The organism is Mesorhizobium sp. CU3, from assembly GCF_006442965.1.
Classification (GTDB): Bacteria; Pseudomonadota; Alphaproteobacteria; order Rhizobiales; family Rhizobiaceae; genus Mesorhizobium.
On sequence record NZ_VFWX01000017.1, the window covers coordinates 89,466 to 107,080 of the forward strand.

General features: G+C 64.1%; 20 protein-coding genes. 16 read left to right on the plus strand and 4 right to left on the minus strand.

The window, feature by feature from the left end:
• The first annotated feature begins 32 nt into the window (after positions 1-32).
• Positions 33-1,049: a zinc-binding alcohol dehydrogenase family protein gene (locus tag FJ988_RS23775; RefSeq protein WP_140820785.1), complete on the plus strand. Its 1,017-nt coding sequence runs from the start codon at positions 33-35 to the stop codon at positions 1,047-1,049.
• Here the strand turns inward: FJ988_RS23775 and phnF are convergent.
• Entirely contained in the window at positions 1,046-1,819 is a 774-nt protein-coding gene (gene phnF, locus FJ988_RS23780) for a phosphonate metabolism transcriptional regulator PhnF (protein WP_140820786.1), read from the minus strand. The genes FJ988_RS23775 and phnF overlap by 4 nt on opposite strands.
• Before the next feature lie 89 nt (positions 1,820-1,908).
• On the opposite strand from phnF, the gene phnG reads away from it, so the two are divergent.
• The 15 genes from phnG to phnE (FJ988_RS23855) all read left to right on the plus strand — a co-directional run bounded on the left by phnG (position 1,909) and on the right by phnE (FJ988_RS23855) (position 13,704).
• Complete coding sequence (gene phnG / locus FJ988_RS23785; protein ID WP_140820787.1) at positions 1,909-2,370, plus strand: phosphonate C-P lyase system protein PhnG; 462 nt, start codon at positions 1,909-1,911, stop codon at positions 2,368-2,370.
• Positions 2,370-2,978, plus strand: a complete 609-nt coding sequence (gene phnH / locus FJ988_RS23790) for a phosphonate C-P lyase system protein PhnH (protein ID WP_140820788.1) — start codon at positions 2,370-2,372, stop codon at positions 2,976-2,978. Before phnG ends, phnH begins: the two co-directional genes overlap by 1 nt.
• A gap of 1 nt (position 2,979) precedes the next feature.
• A complete protein-coding gene (locus FJ988_RS23795; RefSeq protein ID WP_140820789.1) occupies positions 2,980-4,095 on the plus strand; it encodes a carbon-phosphorus lyase complex subunit PhnI in 1,116 nt (371 codons plus the stop codon).
• A complete protein-coding gene (fosX, locus tag FJ988_RS23800; RefSeq protein WP_140820790.1) occupies positions 4,092-4,511 on the plus strand; it encodes a FosX/FosE/FosI family fosfomycin resistance hydrolase in 420 nt (139 codons plus the stop codon). The genes FJ988_RS23795 and fosX overlap by 4 nt, the downstream gene beginning before the upstream one ends.
• Complete coding sequence (locus FJ988_RS23805; RefSeq protein WP_140820791.1) at positions 4,508-4,783, plus strand: hypothetical protein; 276 nt, start codon at positions 4,508-4,510, stop codon at positions 4,781-4,783. The genes fosX and FJ988_RS23805 overlap by 4 nt, the downstream gene beginning before the upstream one ends.
• Before the next feature lie 5 nt (positions 4,784-4,788).
• Complete coding sequence (locus FJ988_RS23810) at positions 4,789-5,688, plus strand: alpha-D-ribose 1-methylphosphonate 5-phosphate C-P-lyase PhnJ (RefSeq protein WP_140820792.1); 900 nt, start codon at positions 4,789-4,791, stop codon at positions 5,686-5,688.
• Complete coding sequence (gene phnK, locus FJ988_RS23815) at positions 5,685-6,461, plus strand: phosphonate C-P lyase system protein PhnK (protein WP_140820793.1); 777 nt, start codon at positions 5,685-5,687, stop codon at positions 6,459-6,461. The genes FJ988_RS23810 and phnK overlap by 4 nt, the downstream gene beginning before the upstream one ends.
• Positions 6,462-6,463: 2 nt before the next feature.
• Entirely contained in the window at positions 6,464-7,171 is a 708-nt protein-coding gene (gene phnL, locus FJ988_RS23820; RefSeq protein ID WP_140820794.1) for a phosphonate C-P lyase system protein PhnL, read from the plus strand.
• Entirely contained in the window at positions 7,168-7,782 is a 615-nt protein-coding gene (locus FJ988_RS23825) for a DapH/DapD/GlmU-related protein (RefSeq protein WP_140820795.1), read from the plus strand. The genes phnL and FJ988_RS23825 overlap by 4 nt, the downstream gene beginning before the upstream one ends.
• Positions 7,783-7,892: 110 nt before the next feature.
• Positions 7,893-8,102, plus strand: coding sequence for a hypothetical protein (locus FJ988_RS23830; protein WP_140820796.1), 210 nt, complete (start codon positions 7,893-7,895; stop codon positions 8,100-8,102).
• A gap of 110 nt (positions 8,103-8,212) precedes the next feature.
• On the plus strand, positions 8,213-8,923 hold the full coding sequence (locus FJ988_RS23835; RefSeq protein ID WP_140820797.1) for a DUF1868 domain-containing protein: 711 nt from the start codon (positions 8,213-8,215) through the stop codon (positions 8,921-8,923).
• Between the two features lie 493 nt (positions 8,924-9,416).
• Positions 9,417-10,274 carry a phosphonate ABC transporter ATP-binding protein gene (phnC, locus tag FJ988_RS23840; RefSeq protein WP_140820798.1) on the plus strand — a complete coding sequence of 286 codons (858 nt, stop codon included), beginning with the start codon at positions 9,417-9,419 and terminating at the stop codon, positions 10,272-10,274.
• A gap of 146 nt (positions 10,275-10,420) precedes the next feature.
• Positions 10,421-11,329, plus strand: a complete 909-nt coding sequence (gene phnD / locus FJ988_RS23845) for a phosphonate ABC transporter substrate-binding protein (protein WP_140820799.1) — start codon at positions 10,421-10,423, stop codon at positions 11,327-11,329.
• Between the two features lie 55 nt (positions 11,330-11,384).
• Positions 11,385-12,338, plus strand: coding sequence for a phosphonate ABC transporter, permease protein PhnE (gene phnE / locus FJ988_RS23850; protein ID WP_140820800.1), 954 nt, complete (start codon positions 11,385-11,387; stop codon positions 12,336-12,338).
• A 1-nt stretch (position 12,339) separates the two neighbouring features.
• Positions 12,340-13,704, plus strand: coding sequence for a phosphonate ABC transporter, permease protein PhnE (gene phnE, locus FJ988_RS23855; protein ID WP_140820801.1), 1,365 nt, complete (start codon positions 12,340-12,342; stop codon positions 13,702-13,704).
• A 203-nt stretch (positions 13,705-13,907) separates the two neighbouring features.
• Here phnE (FJ988_RS23855) and FJ988_RS23860 read toward each other — a convergent pair whose 3' ends face one another.
• The 3 genes from FJ988_RS23860 to FJ988_RS23870 all read right to left on the minus strand — a co-directional run bounded on the left by FJ988_RS23860 (position 13,908) and on the right by FJ988_RS23870 (position 17,313).
• Positions 13,908-14,759, minus strand: a complete 852-nt coding sequence (locus FJ988_RS23860) for a sugar phosphate isomerase/epimerase (protein WP_140820802.1) — start codon at positions 14,757-14,759, stop codon at positions 13,908-13,910.
• Between the two features lie 162 nt (positions 14,760-14,921).
• Positions 14,922-16,109, minus strand: a complete 1,188-nt coding sequence (locus FJ988_RS23865) for a Gfo/Idh/MocA family protein (RefSeq protein ID WP_140820803.1) — start codon at positions 16,107-16,109, stop codon at positions 14,922-14,924.
• Between the two features lie 148 nt (positions 16,110-16,257).
• A complete protein-coding gene (locus FJ988_RS23870) occupies positions 16,258-17,313 on the minus strand; it encodes a sugar phosphate isomerase/epimerase (RefSeq protein WP_140820804.1) in 1,056 nt (351 codons plus the stop codon).
• Between the last annotated feature and the right edge of the window lie 302 nt (positions 17,314-17,615).

Sequence of the window (17,615 nt, forward strand, 5' to 3'; positions counted from 1 at the left end):
GCCGGCGTTCTTTTTTGTTTTGGATTTGCGAAATGAAAGCCGTCGTCTGCCGCTCGCCTGGCGAGCTCGTCCTCGAAGACCGCGCAGCGCCCGGTGCGCCCGCGCCCGGCTGGGCGCGCGTCGCCATCAGCCATGTCGGCATCTGCGGCACCGACTATCATATCTTCGAAGGCAAGCACCCGTTCCTCGCCTATCCGCGCGTCATGGGCCACGAGGTCTCGGGCACCATTGTCGAGAGGGGTGAAGGCGTCGACCTCGCCGTCGGCGAACCGGTGATCGTCAACCCCTATCTCGCCTGTGGCAAATGCATCGCCTGCCGGCACGGCAAGCCGAACTGCTGCATGAAGATCGAGGTGCTCGGCGTCCATCGCGACGGCGCCATGTGCGACGAGATCCTGGTGCCGGCGCAAAACCTCTATCCGACGAACGGCCTGTCGCTGGCCGACGCCGCGGCGGTGGAATTCCTGGCGATCGGCGCCCACGCCGTGCGCCGCTCGCTGGGCACACCGGGCCAGCGCACGCTGGTCATCGGCGCCGGACCGATCGGGCTGGGCACGGCGATCTTCGCGCGCATTGCCGGGCTCGACGTCAGCCTGCTCGACATGAGCGCCGAGCGGCTCGGCTTCGCCGAAAAAGATCTCGGCTTTGCCCCGCTCGACGCCTCCAAGGTTTCGGCGACGGACCTGGTCAAGCAGGCGACGGGCGGCGAAGGGTTCGACCTCGTCTTCGACGCCACCGGTAACACGGGCTCGGTGCAATCGGCCTTCGCCCACGTCGCGCATGGCGGCACGCTGGTTCTGGTCAGCGTCGTCAAGGACGACATCACCTTTTCGGACCCGGAGTTCCACAAACGCGAGATGACGCTGGTCGGCAGCCGCAACGCGCTGAGGGCCGATTTCGACCACGTCGCCGCCTCGATCCGCAACGGCGCCGTGCCGCTGACCAAACTCGTCACCCACCGCACGACGCTCGCCGGCACGCCGCGCGATCTGGCGCGGTGGGCGCAGGAGAAATCTGGGCTGATCAAGGCGGTCATCGAGGTTGGCTAATCGCCGGCTGACAGCCTCAGCTCCACCCGTTCCGCCGGGAAGCGCGATTCCGCGAACTGGATCGGCTGGCCGTCGAGCGTGACGTTGACCGACATCGTCACCAGCACGATCGCGCCCGGCTGCAGATCAAGTGCTGCAAGATCGTCGGCATCGGCATGGCGTGCCGACAGCACCGTCGAGTGCCTGAGATAATCGTTGATGCCGAAGCGCTTTAGCGAGGCGGTGACCGATCCCGTCTCCGCCATGGCGGTATCGATGCCAGCGAAGCGCTTGGCGTCGAACCATGTGGTCGCGCGCGACACCGGATGGCCGTCGGCTTCGCCGCGCGTCTCCAGCCGGATCACGGCCGCCCCCTTGGCGATGCCCAACGCCTCGGCGATGCGCCGGCTGGCCGGCTCGGTCGACGACGACAGGAGCGCGATGTGCCGCTCGCTCGTCTGTCCTTGCAAGCCGGCGGAAAAGCGCGTCCGCGCACCGATCGGGTAGGACAGCCGCTTGCGCGACATCACGAAGGTGCCGCGCCCCTGCTCGGCCTTCAGCACGCCGTCCTGCGTCAGCGCCGCGATCGCGCTGCGCACCGTGTGGCGGTTGACGCCGTAGCGCTCGGCCAGCGCCACCTCGGGCGGCAGCGCTGTATTCTCGGCGAAATCGCCGCTGGCGATCCCTTGCAGGATCCTGTCGGCGATCTGCCGCCACAGCGCCACACCGTTGCGTCTTTCGATACTGGCAAGTCCGATCACTACCGCCCCCGGTATTTTTCGCCCTGTCATCCACGCGTCATGGACTCTCGGTACTAGGTCAGTATAATTTGTATAGTTGTCTATATCAATAGACAAATTTCCATACAAGGAGCGGCACCATGCGAGGACAGGAAGCGCGCGAGCAAGCGGAGCGGAAAGCCGCTATGGCGACGCTTGCGCATGCCGCGGCCGATGAGATCGCGCGCCTGTGGGACGGCTCCGGCCTGCCATCCGAGGCTGAGCTTTTGCGCGGCCCGGAAACCGGACTGGTGACGGTGCGCGGGCGGATCGGCGGCGGCGGCGCGCCCTTCAATGTCGGCGAGGCGACGGTCACGCGTGCCACCGTCCGGCTGCCTTCCGGGCAGGTCGGCCATTCCTATTCGCTTGGGCGTGACAAGCAGAAAGCCAGGCTCGCGGCCATCGCCGACGCGCTCTGGCAGGACCCTGCGCATCGCGCAGAGGTCGAGGCAAAGCTGGTGGCGCCGTTGCGTGAAACACTCGACGCCGCGCGCGAAAAACGCCGCGTCGAGACGGGGGCGACCAAAGTCGATTTCTTCACCATGGTGCGCGGAGAGGACTGATGGATATCGCCACGCAATCGATCGACGGCGGCTTCGCCGAGCCGGTCTTCAACGCCCAGACCGTGTTCCGCGCCATCATGGACGCGATGGCGCGTCCCGGCACGGTCCCGCCTTTGCCGCCGCTCGCCCATCCGCCGGCTCCCTTGTCGGCGACCGCCGGCGCCGTGGCGCTGGCGCTCTGCGACAACGACACGCCGGTCTGGCTCGACGCGCCGTTGCAGACGGCATCCGTCAAGGCCTGGCTCGGCTTTCATTCCGGCGCGCCCCTGGCCAACACGCCGGCCGACGCGCATTTCGCCTTGATCGCCAATCCGAAGGAGATGGCGGCGCTCGACGGTTTTGCGCAGGGCACGCAGGAATATCCCGACCGTTCGACGACGCTGATCCTGCTGGTCGACGATCTCGCTTCCGGCCCGTCGCTGCTGCTCGAAGGACCCGGCATCGAAAAGACGTCGATGATCGCGCCTCCCGGCATGCCGCGCCATTTCGTCGAGCAGTGGAAGCAGAACAACCAGCGTTTTCCGCGCGGCGTCGACATCATCCTGGCGGCGCCCGGCAATCTCGCCTGCCTGCCGCGCACCACCCGCATCAAGACGATGGAGGCCTGACATGTATGTCGCGGTAAAGGGCGGCGAGGCCGCAATTGCCAACGCCCATCGTTTGCTGGCCGACCGCCGCCGCGGCGACCGCGCGGTGCCGGCGCTGCGCCTCGACCAGATCGTCGAGCAGCTGGCGCTCGGCGTCGACCGCGTGATGAGCGAGGGTTCGCTCTACGACCGCGAGCTTGCGGCGCTGGCCGTAGTTCAGGCGCGCGGCGACATGATCGAGGCGATCTTCCTGGTGCGCGCCTACCGCACCACGCTGCCGCGCTTCGGCTACACCAACCCGGTCGATACCGGCGCCATGCAGGTCGAGCGCCGCGTCTCGGCGACCTACAAGGATCTGCCCGGCGGCCAGGTGCTTGGGCCCACCTTCGACTACACGCACCGCCTGCTCGATCCTGAGCTTGCCGCCGGCGCCGAGGTCGAGACGCCGGTTCAACGTCCGGTCGAGGACGAGGCGATGCCGCGCGTCTCGGCGATCCTTGCCCATGAAGGGCTGATCGAGGCCGATGGCGAGATGCCGCGCGACCATGTCCCCGGCGACATCACGCGCGAGCCGCTGCAGTTCCCGATGGCGCGCGACATACGCCTGCAGGCGCTGTCGCGCGGCGATGAGGGTTTTCTGCTGGCGCTCGGCTATTCGACGCAGCGCGGCTATGCCCGCAACCATCCCTTCGTCGGCGAAGTGCGCATCGGCGAAGTCGAGCTCGAGCTCGACGTGCCGGAACTGCCCTTCGCCGTGCCGCTCGGCTCGATCCGCGTCACCGAATGCCAGATGGTCAACCAATTCAAGGGCTCGGCCAAGGCGCCGCCGCAATTCACGCGCGGCTACGGCCTGGTCTTCGGCCAGAGCGAGCGCAAGGCGATGGCAATGGCGCTGTGCGACCGGGCGCTGCGCGCCGGCGAGCTTGGCGAAGATGTCGTTGCCGCGGCGCAGGACGAGGAATTCGTAATCTCGCATTCCGACAATGTGCAGGCGACCGGCTTCGTCGAGCATCTGAAGCTGCCGCATTATGTCGACTTCCAGGCCGAACTCGGCCTCGTGCGCCGCATGCGCGCCGAATACGAGGCGCGGGAAAATGAGGACAAGGCCGCCGAGGAAAAGCGGGAGGCCGCGGAATGATCCAGGGCCTCTCCCACGTGACTTTCGTCGTGCGCGACCTCGACCGGATGAGCGATATCCTGACCGGCGTCTTCGACGCGCGTGAGGTTTACGACAGCGGCGCTCGGCAATTCTCACTGTCTCGCGAGAAATTCTTCCTGATCGATGATCTCTGGATCGCCATCATGGAAGGCGAGCCGCTGCCAGAGCGGAGCTACAACCACATCGCCTTCAAGATCGATGATGCGGATTTCGACCGCTACGCCGAGCGTGTGAGGAAGCTCGGCCTCGACATGCGTCCGCCGCGGCCGCGCGTCGAGGGCGAAGGCCGCTCGATCTATTTCCACGACGACGACAACCATCTGTTCGAACTGCACACCGGCACACTGGCCGAGCGACTGGCGCGCTACGCCAGGGAATTGGAGGTCGTGCAATGAGCTCAGCTGTCTCCGCCACCGTGACCGGCGTGCCCACCGCCATCGTGGGAGTGTCCACTGGAGCCCTCGTAGCCACCACCGCCGTACCAACTTTCGGAATTGCCGGAACCTTCCCTTGGCGCCGGAAAAATCCTGCGCCGCAGAAAAAAGACGACGACGCCGGCGAACACCAGCAACACGATCCCGAGGTGCATCCATCCGGCAGAATTCATTTCGATCCGGTCCGGGTTCCACGCCTTGCAAGTCAATTCGGTAGCACGGAGCGGATGTGATCGCCATGACCGACATCGCCACCTACAATTTCGCCTATCTCGACGAGCAGACAAAGCGGATGATCCGCCGGGCGATCCTCAAGGGCATCGCCATTCCCGGCTACCAGGTGCCTTTCGCCTCGCGCGAGATGCCGATGCCTTATGGCTGGGGCACCGGCGGCGTGCAGGTCACCGCCTCGATCATCGGCCCCGACGACGTGCTGAAGGTCATCGACCAGGGCGCCGACGACACCACCAACGCCGTCTCGATCCGCGCCTTCTTCAAGAAGGTCGCCAATGTCGCCGTCACCACCGAGACGGGACAAGCGACCATCATCCAGACCCGCCATCGCATTCCGGAGCAGCCGCTGACCGCCGGCCAGGTGCTGGTCTTCCAGGTGCCGATCCCCGAGCCGCTGCGTTTCCTCGAGCCGCGCGAGACCGAAACGCGGAAAATGCATGCGCTGGAGGAATACGGCCTCATGCATGTGAAGCTCTACGAGGACATCGCCCGGCACGGCCGCATCGCCACCACCTACGCCTATCCGGTCAAGGTCGAAGGCCGCTATGTGATGGACCCCTCGCCGACGCCGAAATTCGACAATCCGAAAATGCATCGTTCGCCGGCTTTGCAATTGTTCGGCGCCGGCCGCGAGAAGCGCATCTACGCCGTGCCGCCCTTCACCGATGTGGTCAGCCTCGACTTCGAGGACCATCCCTTCGAGGTGCAGACCTTCGACCAGCCTTGCGCGATCTGCGGAGCCGAGAATGTCTATCTCGACGAGGTCATCCTCGACGACCGTGGCGGCCACATGTTCGTCTGTTCCGACACCGACCACTGCGAGAAGCGGCGCGAGGACGGCCATCGCGGTCATCTCGCACCTGAAGCCCATCCCGTTCTGGGAAAAACGGAGCCGGCAGAATGACCGACGAACCGCTGCTGCGCGTTTCAGCGCTTTCCAAATTCTACGGCTCGCGCGTCGGCTGCGAGAACGTTACCTTCGACCTGTGGCCCGGGGAGGTGCTGGCGGTGGTCGGCGAGTCCGGCTCCGGCAAGACGACGCTGCTCAACTGCCTGTCGGCCAGGTTGCTGCCCTCCTCCGGCACGGCGAGCTACCGCATGCGCGACGGCCAGTTGCGCGAGCTCTACCGCATGAGCGAGGCCGAGCGCCGCTTCCTGATGCGCACCGACTGGGGTTTCGTTCACCAGAACCCGGCGGACGGCCTGCGCATGACGGTTTCGGCCGGCGCCAATGTCGGCGAGCGGCTGATGGCGGTCGGCGACCGGCACTACGGCAAGATCCGCGCCACCGCGGTCGACTGGCTGTCGCGCGTCGAGATCGACGAGGACCGTATCGACGACGAGCCGCGCGCCTTTTCCGGCGGCATGCGCCAGCGCCTGCAGATCGCACGCAATCTGGTGACCGGTCCGCGCCTGGTATTCATGGACGAGCCGACCGGCGGCCTCGACGTCTCCGTGCAGGCGCGCCTGCTCGATCTGTTGCGCGGCCTGGTCACGGACCTCGGCCTCGCCGCTGTTGTCGTCACCCACGACCTCGCCGTGGCGCGGCTTCTGTCGCAGCGCATGATGGTGATGAAGGACGGCCGCGTCGTCGAAAGCGGCCTTACCGACCGCGTGCTCGACGACCCGCGCGCGCCCTATACGCAACTTCTTGTGTCTTCGATTTTGCAGGTATGATCATGCCGACGCCTCTCGTTGTCTCCGATGTCGCCAAAAGCTTCACCATGCATCTGCGCGACGGCGTCACGCTGCCTGTCGTCGCGGGCGTCTCCTTCTCGATCCGCGCCGGCGAATGCGCCGTGCTCGGCGGCCCGTCGGGCGCAGGAAAAAGCTCGATCCTGAAGATGCTCTACGGCAACTATGCCGTCAACGAAGGCCAGATCATCGTCCAGCACGCAGGCGGCCTGATCGATCTCGCCGCCGCCAATCCGCGCACCGTGCTTGCCGTGCGCCGGCAAACGATCGGCTATGTCAGCCAGTTCCTGCGCACCGTGCCGCGCGTCTCGGCGCTCGACGTCGTCGCCGAACCGCTGGTCGAGCGTGGCGAGACCAGAGAGGCCGCGCGGGAAAAAGCGCGCACCTTGCTGGCCCAGCTCAACCTGCCGGAGAAGCTTTGGGCGCTGCCACCAGCGACCTTCTCGGGCGGCGAGCAGCAGCGCGTCAACATCGCGCGAGGCTTCATCACCGAACACCCGATCCTGCTGCTCGACGAGCCGACCGCCTCGCTCGACGCGAAAAACCGCGACGTCGTGGTCGAACTGATCGCCGCCAAGAAGGCCGCCGGAGTTGCGCTGCTTGGCATCTTCCATGACCTCGACGTGCGTGACGCGGTCGCCGATCGCGTCATCGACGTCACCACCTTCGCCGCCGGAAAGATCGCTGCATGAGCAAGAAGCTTTCGGAGGCGCCGCTGATCCACCCGACGGCGCAGGTCGAGAACTCGACGCTCGGCCGCTGGACCGAGATCGCCGAGCGAAGCCGCGTCGCCGAATGCGAGCTCGGCGACTATTCCTACATGATGCAGGACTGCGCCGTCTGGTGCGCGACCATCCGAAAATTCTCCAACATCGCGGCGAGCGTGCGCATCAACGCGACCAACCACCCGGTCTCGCGGCCGACGCTGCACCACTTCACCTACCGCGCCTCGGACTATTGGGACGATGCCGAGCACGAGAGCGAGTTCTTCGCTCAGCGCCGCGCCAAACGCGTCACCATCGGCCACGACACCTGGCTCGGCCACGGCTCGACCATCCTGCCCGGCGTCACCGTCGGCGACGGCGCCGCGGTCGGCGCAGGCGCCGTGGTGTCGAAGGATGTCGCGCCCTACACCATCGTCGGCGGCGTGCCGGCAAAACCGATCCGCGAGCGCTTCGACCGCCGCACCGCCGAGCGCTACCAGGCGCTTGCCTGGTGGGACTGGGACCATGCGAAGCTGCGCGCCACGCTCGGCGATTTTCGCGAATTGTCGGCGGAGGAGTTTCTGGAAAAATACGAATGACGCGAGCGCTATTCGCAGACGCGCGGCCGACAAACATACCGCACTCGGCAATATAAATGCTTGCAAGAAAGCTTAATACTAAATCAGTAGAATCCAACTAGGCATCCAATATGGATGGAGCTCAGCAATTTTTCTTCACGGTTATCTGCATCGGTTTGGGACTGATTGCGATCGGGCTTCTGATAGTGGGCCGCAGTATCTACCGCCGTGTCGAAGCGGGCTCTGCTGCGGTGATCGTGGCGACGCTCTTCGGATTGGCTCTGTCGGCGGCCGGGCTTGTAATCCTTTATTACGCAGCACTGGTCCTGAGTATCAAATAGTGCTGGTGATAGCCCGATCGGGGCAATTCGCGCGAATTGGATAATCGGCGCCGACCTTCACACCTTTGACACAAGACTCGGACACGAGGCCATCTCCCCAGGAGATCGTCATGCTCGACACAGTCAGACCTTCGCTCGCCCTATTCTTCGAAGGCACCAACCCGGCGCCTCCGACCCATCTCGGCACGCGTTACGACACGGCAGGCAACTTCCTGCTCGAGCCCGGCAACACCGTCGTCTCCCATCTCGTAGCCGGCTCACCTTCCGAGGCTGCTGTCATCAAGGTGCGCGAGCGCATGCTGGCCATGCCTGATGCCGACCGGCTGGCCTTCACCCCGATCTCCAGTCTGCACATGACGCTGTACCAAGGCATCATCGAGTACCGGCGCCGACTGCCCTACTGGCCATCCGACGTGCCGGTCGACACTAGTATCGACGACATGACGCGGCTCTATCTGGAGCGCCTGCAAAACTTCGAAGGCAGCGGCTCGTTCAGGATAAAGGCCATCGGCGTTACGCCGAACGGCCTCACCGTCGCCGGCGCTTCGGAGGAAGACAGGGCCATCATGAGTGCCTGGCGCGATGCGCTTTCAGTGCCCTTCGGTTATCGTCACCCGGACCACGACACTTACGTCTTCCACATCACATTCGCCTACCAAATAAGCCGCCTCGCCGACGAGCGGGCAGAAGCCTGGCAGGAATTGTTCGACGACTGCCTGGCCTTCCTCGAGCGCGAAGCTCCGGTGATCGAGCTGCGTCCGCCAGCCTTCTGCAGCTTCAAGGACATGGAGCATTTCGAGGAACTGCTCGTGTTCGGCTAAGTAGTTCGGCACAGGGATTTTGGAAAGTTGCCGCTTGTCGACGGGGCAAGATTTTCACCGTTTCCGTGAAGTCAGCGCAAGCGCCGGGGATTGGCTGAAGCCTCTCAACCTCGTCATCCCTGGGCGGAGCAGCCGCGAAGCGGCGTCGCGGAGACCCTGGGATCCATTCCGTGACCCTGATCGAAGAGTGCAGCGGAGCAGAATTCTGCACCGCAGCAGCGCTCATGCGTCACGGCATGGATCCTCGGGTCTGCGCGCGTCGCTACGCTCCTTGCTCCGCCCGTGGATGACGACGAAATGGCCGTTTCGGCCAATCTCCGAGGCACTCTCAACAGAAACATAGCCGACCCTGTCAAAAACCCTGTGCTGGGAAATTAGCCCCACAAGCCTGTGCGCGGTAACAAAACTGACATCAATCCGACACCCCAGCTTCATCCGCCTGCGCTAGCGAAGGTTAACAGACCTTCAAATGACGATGGACTGGAGTTTTGGTATGTCGGCATCAGCGGCCACGCTCGAAATCCGCGGCGTCTCCCGACGATTTGGCAAGAACACGGCCGTCAGCGACATCAACATCTCGATCCCGCGCGGACAGATGGTCGGCGTCATCGGACGCTCCGGCGCCGGCAAGTCGACGCTTCTGCGAATGGTCAACCGCCTCATCGATCCCAGCCAGGGATCGATTTTTTTCGACGGCGCAGAAGTCTCCAGCCTGCAGGGTTCGCCGCTGCGCCGCTGGCAGCGCGACTGCGCCATGATCTTCCAGCAGTTCAACCTGGTGCCGCGCCTCGACGTTTTGACTAACGTGCTGCTCGGCCGCCTCAACCACCGCTCGACGTTCTCCAATCTGCTCGGCATGTTCACGCGCACCGAATGCGCCGAGGCTGTTGCCGCGCTCGAGCGGCTCGACATAGCCCGCACCGCGCTGCAGCCGGCCGGCACGTTGTCCGGCGGCCAGCAGCAGCGTGTCGCCATCGCCCGCGCCATGATGCAGCAGCCGAAGGTGCTGCTGGCCGACGAGCCGATCGCCTCGCTCGACCCGCTCAACGCCAAGGTGGTGATGGACTCGCTGCGCGACATCAACCAGCGCGAAGGCATAACCGTCATCACCAATCTGCACACGCTGGACACCGCGCGCGCCTATTGCAACCGCATCATCGGCATGGCCGCCGGCAAGGTCGTCTTCGACGGCGCGCCGGAAGACCTCGACCGCGACGCCGTGCGCACCGTCTATGGCGCGGATGCGAGCGGCGCCGAGATCTCCGAAGCGATCACGTCGACCAGCGTCACCATCAAGCCGAAGATCCTTGCATCCGCCGGACCGCTCGAACCAGCTTTTCCTGGCTACTGAGCCCCAGGCCCGGACCCGCTTCATCGATCCGGGCGCGTCATTGGGCATCGCAGAGCGAGCAACCCGGATCGCCCGCCCGCGTCAAAGGCAAGACTTGAAAAATCAGAACGCCGGCGCGCAGCCGGAACAACAGGAGAGAGAGCACAATGTTCAGAAAAATGGTTTTTGCGGGCATTTCGCTGCTCGCCATGGCAGCCAGCGCCGCGAATGCCGCCGACATCAAGGAGTTCCGCGTCGGCATCCTCGGCGGCGAGAACGAGACCGACCGTCTGCGCAACTACCAGTGCCTTGCCGACCATCTGAAGGCCGAATTCGGCTTCGAGAAGGTGTCGCTGTTCCCGGCCGCCGACTATGACGGCGTCATCCAGGGCCTGCTCGGCGGCACGCTCGACTTCGCCGAGCTCGGCGCCTCAGGTTACGCCAGCGTCTATATCAAGGACCCGAACGCCGTCACCCCGATCCTCACCACCCAGCAGACCGACGGCGCGACCGGCTATTATTCGATCGGCCTGGCGCTGAAGTCCTCCGGCATCACCGACATCAAGTCGGCCAAGGGCAAGAAGCTCGGCTATGCCGACCCGGATTCGACCTCGGGCTATCTGATCCCGCTGACGCAGATCCCGAAGGACACCGGCGCCTCCAACGAGACCTATTTCGCCTCGACCCAGTTCAACGGCGGCCACGAGAACAACGTGCTGGCCGTGCGCGACGGCAAGGTCGACGTGGCCGTGGACGATTCCTCGGGCATCGGCGACTTCAAGAACGGCTATACCTCCGGCACCTTCCACAAGGAAGTCGCCAAGGGCGCCGTCGATCCGAACGACTTCGTCGAAGTCTGGCGTTCGGGCCTGATCCCGAACGGCCCGCTGGTCGTGCGCACCGCGCTCGGCGCCGACATGACCGCCAAGCTGGCCGCCTTCTTCACCGCCCTGCCGACCAAGGACAAGGCGTGCTTCGAAGGCGTCGAAGGCGGCGATTTCACCGGCTATGTCCCGGTCAAGCCGGACTTCTACAACGTCATCGTCGAAGCCCGCAAAGCGGCTATCGGCGGCTGACGACGACAACCGAAAGGGCGGTGTTCAAAACACCGCCCTTTTTGCATCTCCGATCATGACATCAGCCACCCTCCACTCCGACGCGACCCGCCAGCAGGCGGATGCCTGGCGACGCCAGACATCGCTCAGACGCTTCTACACCGCGCTCGGCATCGGCCTGCTTCTCGTTGCCATGTGCGCCACCATGTGGTTCGCCGACGAGGCCAATGCCGGCCATTTCTTCGACCGGCTGCCGCATCTTCTCGATTTCCTCAGCTGGCTGATCCCGAAGGACTGGAACGACGTCTGGCGGGCACTGTTCGACATCGCTTCGCCCAACGACAAGGGCACGCAGGAATTCAACTTCCCGCTCGGCCGCGTCTATGTCTGGGGCGGCTTCTATATCCCCGAATATTTCGAGCTGATGCTGACCACGGTGAACGTCGCGTTGGTCTCGACCTTCATCGGCTTCGTCTTTGCCGTGCCCTTCTCCTTCATCGCCGCGCGCAATCTGACGCCGAGCCCGGTCCTGCGGCTCGTCGTCAAGCGCTTCATGGAATTGCTGCGCGCCTTCCCCGAAATCGTCATTGCCGGGCTGTTCGCGGCCATCGTCTCGATCGGCCCGGTTGCGGCCATCATCGCCATCGGCCTGCATTCGATCGGCGCGCTGGGAAAACTGTTCTACGAGATCAACGAGAACATCGACATGCGCCCGGAGGAGGGCCTGCGCGCCGTCGGCGCCAACTGGTTCGAGCGCGTGCGCTTCGCCGGCCTGCCGCAGGTGCTGCCCAACTTCATGTCCTACACGCTGCTCCGAATCGAGATCAACGTGCGCATCTCGACCATCATGGGCGCCGTCGGTGGCGGCGGCATCGGCGAAGAATTGAAGCTTTCCATCTCGCGCGGCTTCGGCGCCAAGACGCTGGCGCTGGTGCTGCTGCTGTTCATCACCATTTTCCTCGTCGACCAGTTCTCCGCCTGGCTGCGCCGCAAGCTCGTCGGCGAACAGGCTTTCCTGATGAGCGCGTGAAATGGCAATCACTGTAGAAGAAATCGCTGCCATCGAGGACCGCCACCCGCAGATCTTCCGGCGGCCGGCCTACAAGCGTTTCTGGCCGCTGCTGCTGATCGCCGGCACGCTGCTCTATCTCGGCTATGCCTTGTGGTTCTTCAGCCTGCCGCAGGTGCTGCGCGAGTCGCACTGGGAGCGGCTGCCGCTCTTCCTGTCGCAATGGATCAGCTACGATCTGCAGCCGGAATTCCGCCTCGACCAGCCTCAGATCACGCCGAAATATCCGCGCTTTTCCGCACTTGGCGAAAACCCCAATCCCGATTGGGTGATCCAAAACCCCGACGGCACTTTTACGGTGCAGATCGACGGCGATGCCAAATCCGTCACCTTCGACAAGACCAAGGCGACGATCACGGCGAATGGCGTGACCGTGCCGGTAGCGCTGACCAGCGGCAAGCCGGTAGTAACCGGCCCCGTGCCGGACTGGGTGACGGTGCATGACGACGAGATCGTCGCCAAGATGGGCTTTGCCGGCGAGGTGCGCGTCACCGTCGACCGCGTCAAGGTGCGCAAACGTTTCCTCGGCTGGGCGAATTTCGTCTTCGACACGCGCTCGCCCTTCTTCGGCAGACCTTACAGCGAAGTGGTCTCGCTGATCGTCTCGGGCCCCGAACTGCAGCCTGGCACCTCCAACCTTTCTTTGGCCGCCGACAACATCTGGAACAACGCCCAGTGGCAGCACGGCGACGTCTGGACGAAGCTGCTGCAGACCATCGTCATGGCCTTCCTCGGCACGCTGCTCGGCGGCATCGTCGCTTTCCCGCTCGCCTTCTTCGCCGCGCGCAATATCACGCCGAGCGGCATCCTCAGCCAGGTGCTGAAACGCTTCTTCGACTTCATGCGCTCGGTCGACATGCTGATCTGGGCGCTGTTCTTCACCCGCGCCTTCGGCCCCGGACCGCTGGCCGGGAGTGCCGCGATCTTCTTCACCGAGATCGGCACATTGGGCAAAACCTATTCCGAGGCGCTGGAGAACATCGACGACAAGCCGCGCGAGGGTGTGCTCTCGACCGGCGCCAACGGCTTGCTGGTGCAGCGCTACGGCGTGCTGCCGGAAGTGATCCCCGTCTTCATCAGCCAGACGCTCTACCAGTGGGAATCCAACACCCGCGGCGCCACCATCATCGGCGCCGTCGGCGCCGGCGGCATCGGCCTGAAACTGTGGGAGGCGATGCGCACCAATTCGAACTGGGCCAACGTCTTCTACATGGTGCTTTTGACGCTGCTCGTCGTCTTCATCTTCGACAACATCTCGAACTTCCTGCGGCGCAGGCTCAGCCGCACGCTGCATGATTATAACAGGTTGCAGGCCGAGCGGGGGTAATTTCGCGCCTTCGTCATCCACGGGCGAAGCAAGGAGCGAAGCGACGCGCGCAGACCCGAGGATCCATGCCGTTACCTAAGCCGTAGAGTGCAGCGGTACAGAATTCTGCATCGTTGCGGCGCGTCGACGTCACGGAATGGATCCTCGGGTCTCCGCGTCCGCTTCGCTCCCGCTCCGCCCGTGGATGACGAAGAGAGAGACGCTTACGCGGCAGCCTTCCACCCATCCCTGATATGCCGATACCCCTCGCGATAAACCGCCTCCGGGCTCTCCGCGAAATCCCGCCACACCTTCGTCGCCGCCGCCAGATCCTTCAGCGACCGCCCGAACGCTTCGATCGTCAGCCAGTCGTCATAGCCACTCTTGCGGATGGCGGAGAATGTTTCCTTCCAGGGAATATTGCCGCGCCCCGGCACGCCGCGGTCGTTCTCTGAAATGTGGATGTGAACGACGTTCCGCCGGTTGCGCGTATAGGCGCCGATCGGGTCGGCTTCCTCGATATTGGCGTGGAACGTGTCGTACATCGCCTTGATGTGCGGCCGGTCGATCGCGTCGATATGCTCCGACAGATCGTCCATCGTGTTCAGCAGATAGCATTCGAAGCGGTTGAGCGCTTCGAGCCCGATGGTCACGCCCTTCTTGCCCGCATGGTCGCCGATGGCGCGCTGCGAGGCGACCGAGCGCTTCTTCTCGGCCGCCGTCGGCCCGCTCCCGGAAAACGCGCCGAGTGTCGAATGCAGCGGTCCGCTCAGCAGGTCGGCGCCGAGCGCTGCGCTGCAGTCGATCGCCCATTTCATGTAGTCGATGCCGGCCTTGCGCGTGGCTGCATCCGGCGAGATCAGGCTCATCGCCGGATCGCCCATCGCGGTGACCGCGGTGCGCTCCAGCCCGATGCGATCGAGCATCGCGCAGAGCTTGCTATAGTCGTCCGGTGAGCCAGCGAAGACCGGGATCTCGACCCCGTCGAAGCCGGTCGCCTTGATGTCCTTGAGAAGCGCCTCGTGCTTCTTCGAAACGCTTGTCGTCCACAAGAACATGCACATGCCGATTTTCATCGACCCCTCCCCCGGCTTGCTGGCCAGCCATTTGCGCCAGCGGCCACACTCCCCCTCATCCGGCCGCTTTGCGGCCACCTTCTCCCCAAGGGGAGAGGTCGGATTGCCCCGAATTGCGTTTGCAATTCGGCTTGGCAATTCGGATGAGGGTGAGTCTCGCCCCTACAGCTTCGTCCACGCCCCGTTTTTCTTCGACGACTTCACGCAGGCCTCGATGAAGGCCATACCTTCGACGCCATCCTCGATCGTCGGGAAGATCACATCCTTAGCCGGCTTGCCGCCCTTCCGGCGCGCCGCGCGGATGGCCCGTGCCGCCTCCTGGTAGATATTGGCGAAGCCTTCGAGATAGCCTTCCGGATGGCCCGACGGCACACGCGTCACGCGCCCAGCGGCCGGTATCGCGCCGGCTCCGGCGCGAGTCAAAAGCTGCTTCGGTTGGCCGAACGGCGTGTACCAGAGATAGTTCGGATCGGCCTGCACCCATTCCAGCCCGCCCTTCGAGCCGTAGATGCGCAGCTTCAGCCCGTTCTCATGGCCGGGCGCCACCTGGCTCGCCCAGATCATGCCCTTGGCCGGATGCTTGTTGCCGACCGGCTTGAAGCGCAGCATGACGTTGACGTTGTCGTCGAGCTGACGTCCAGGCACGAAGGCGTCGAGATCGGCCGACAGCGTATCGAGCTCCAGCCCGGAAACGAAGCGGGCGAGGTTATAGGCATGCGTGCCGATGTCGCCCAGCGCGCCGCCGGCGCCGGCTTGCTTCGGATCGGAGCGCCACGACGCCTGCTTCTGGCCGGTGGCGGCGAGGTCTTCGGTCAGCCAGTCCTGCGGATATTCCGACTGCACGATGCGGATGTCGCCGAGCTGGCCCTTGGCCACCATCTCGCGCGCCTGGCGGATCATCGGATAGGCAGTGTAGTTGTGGGTCAGCACGAACACCTTGCCGGTCTTCTCGACCAGAGCGGCGAGCTTCTTCGCCTCCGCCAGCGAGGTGGCCAGCGGCTTGTCGCAGATGACATGGATGCCGGCCTCGAGGAAGGCTTTGGCCGCCGGCACATGGACATTGTTGGGCGTCACGATCGCCGCAGCTTCGATGCCATCCGGGCGCTTGGCTTCGGCCTTCGCCATCTCGGCATAGGAGCCGTAGCTGCGTGCCGGATCGAGTCCGAGTTCCTCTGCCGACGCCTTGGCGCGCTCGGGGTTCGCTGAAAGCGCACCCGCAACCAGCACGAAGTCGTTGTCCATGCGCGCCGCGATGCGATGCACCGCGCCGATGAATGCGCCCTGGCCGCCGCCGACCATACCATAGCGGATCGGGCCGCCTCCCGTTTCCGACTTCGATGCGCCGACCATTTTCGTACTCTCCTCTTTGGCTCCTCACCCTCCCCCTTGCGGAGAGGGCCGACGCACAGCGTCGGAGCGGGGTATAGGGGTCCGCTACGGCTTGCAATTCAATCCCGTCCGGACCCGCAGTCGAATCTTCTCAAGTGAAGTTCGCGGGTCAAATCCCCATCATCGCGCGCAGCAGCTTTTTGTCGGTCGTGCCGGCGGCGAAATCGTCGAAGGCCTTTTCCGTCACCCGGATGATGTGGTGCTGGATGAAGGGCGCGCCCTCGGCGGCGCCGTCCTCGGGATGTTTCAGGCAGCACTCCCATTCCAGCACCGCCCAGGAATCGTAATTGTACTGGGTGAGCTTGGAGAAGATGCCGCTGAAATCCACCTGCCCGTCACCCAGCGAGCGGAAGCGGCCGGCGCGGTTCACCCAGCCCTGATAGCCGGAATAGACGCCTTGCCGCCCGGTCGGGTTGAACTCGGCATCCTTGACGTGGAAGGCCTTGATCCGCTCGTGATAGATGTCGATGAATTCGAGATAGTCGAGCTGCTGCAAGAGGAAGTGCGAGGGGTCGTAATTGATGTTGCAGCGCTTGTGGCCGCCGACCGCGTCGAGGAACATCTCGAAGGTCGCGCCGTCGAACACGTCCTCGGAAGGATGAATCTCGTAGCCGACATCGACGCCATTGTCTTCATAGACGTCGAGGATCGGCTTCCAGCGTTTGCCGAGTTCGCCGAAGGCTTCCTCGATGAGCCCGGCCGGCCGCTGCGGAAACGGGTAGAGGTAGGGGAAAGCCAGCGAGCCAGTGAACGAAACCGAAGCATTCAGCCCGAGATTGCGCGACGCCTTGGCGCCGAACTTCATCTGTTCGACCGCCCATTTCTGCCGCGCCTTGGGATTGTTGTGCACCGATGGCGGCGCAAAGCCGTCCATCTGCGCGTCATAGGCCGGATGCACCGCCACCAACTGTCCCTGCAGATGCGTCGACAGTTCGGTGATCTCGACGCCGGCTTCGGCGCAGATGCCTTTCACCTCGTCGCAATAGGCCTTCGACGACGCGGCCTTTTTCAGGTCGAACAGCCGGCCGTCCCAGGTCGGGATCTGCACGCCTTTGTAGCCGAGGCCGGCCGCCCATTTGGTGATCGAAGCCAGCGAATTGAAGGGCGCCGCATCGCCCGCGAACTGCGCCAGAAACAGGCCGGGACCCTTCATCGTCGTCGGCATCGGCATCCTCCCTCGTTTGATTTCCGCGACCAAGCATAGCGCCGATTGAAGTCAGGGCCAGCCCGGTCGATCTCTTTCTGCCGGCATTTGTGCGCGGCTTCATTCTGGTATTACCAAATCTCCATTTTTGGTCAAGCGGGCGAGACGGGCCCGCAAGCCAGGCGCTTGGCTATCGGCTATTGTATTTACTGTTGAAAATCAAATGTATAAGGCATCACAATGGCGTTATGGCCGTACTTCTTGCCGTACAAGTGAATTTGCGCTAGAGGTCATCAAGGACCCAATTGGTCGAACCAGTTTCG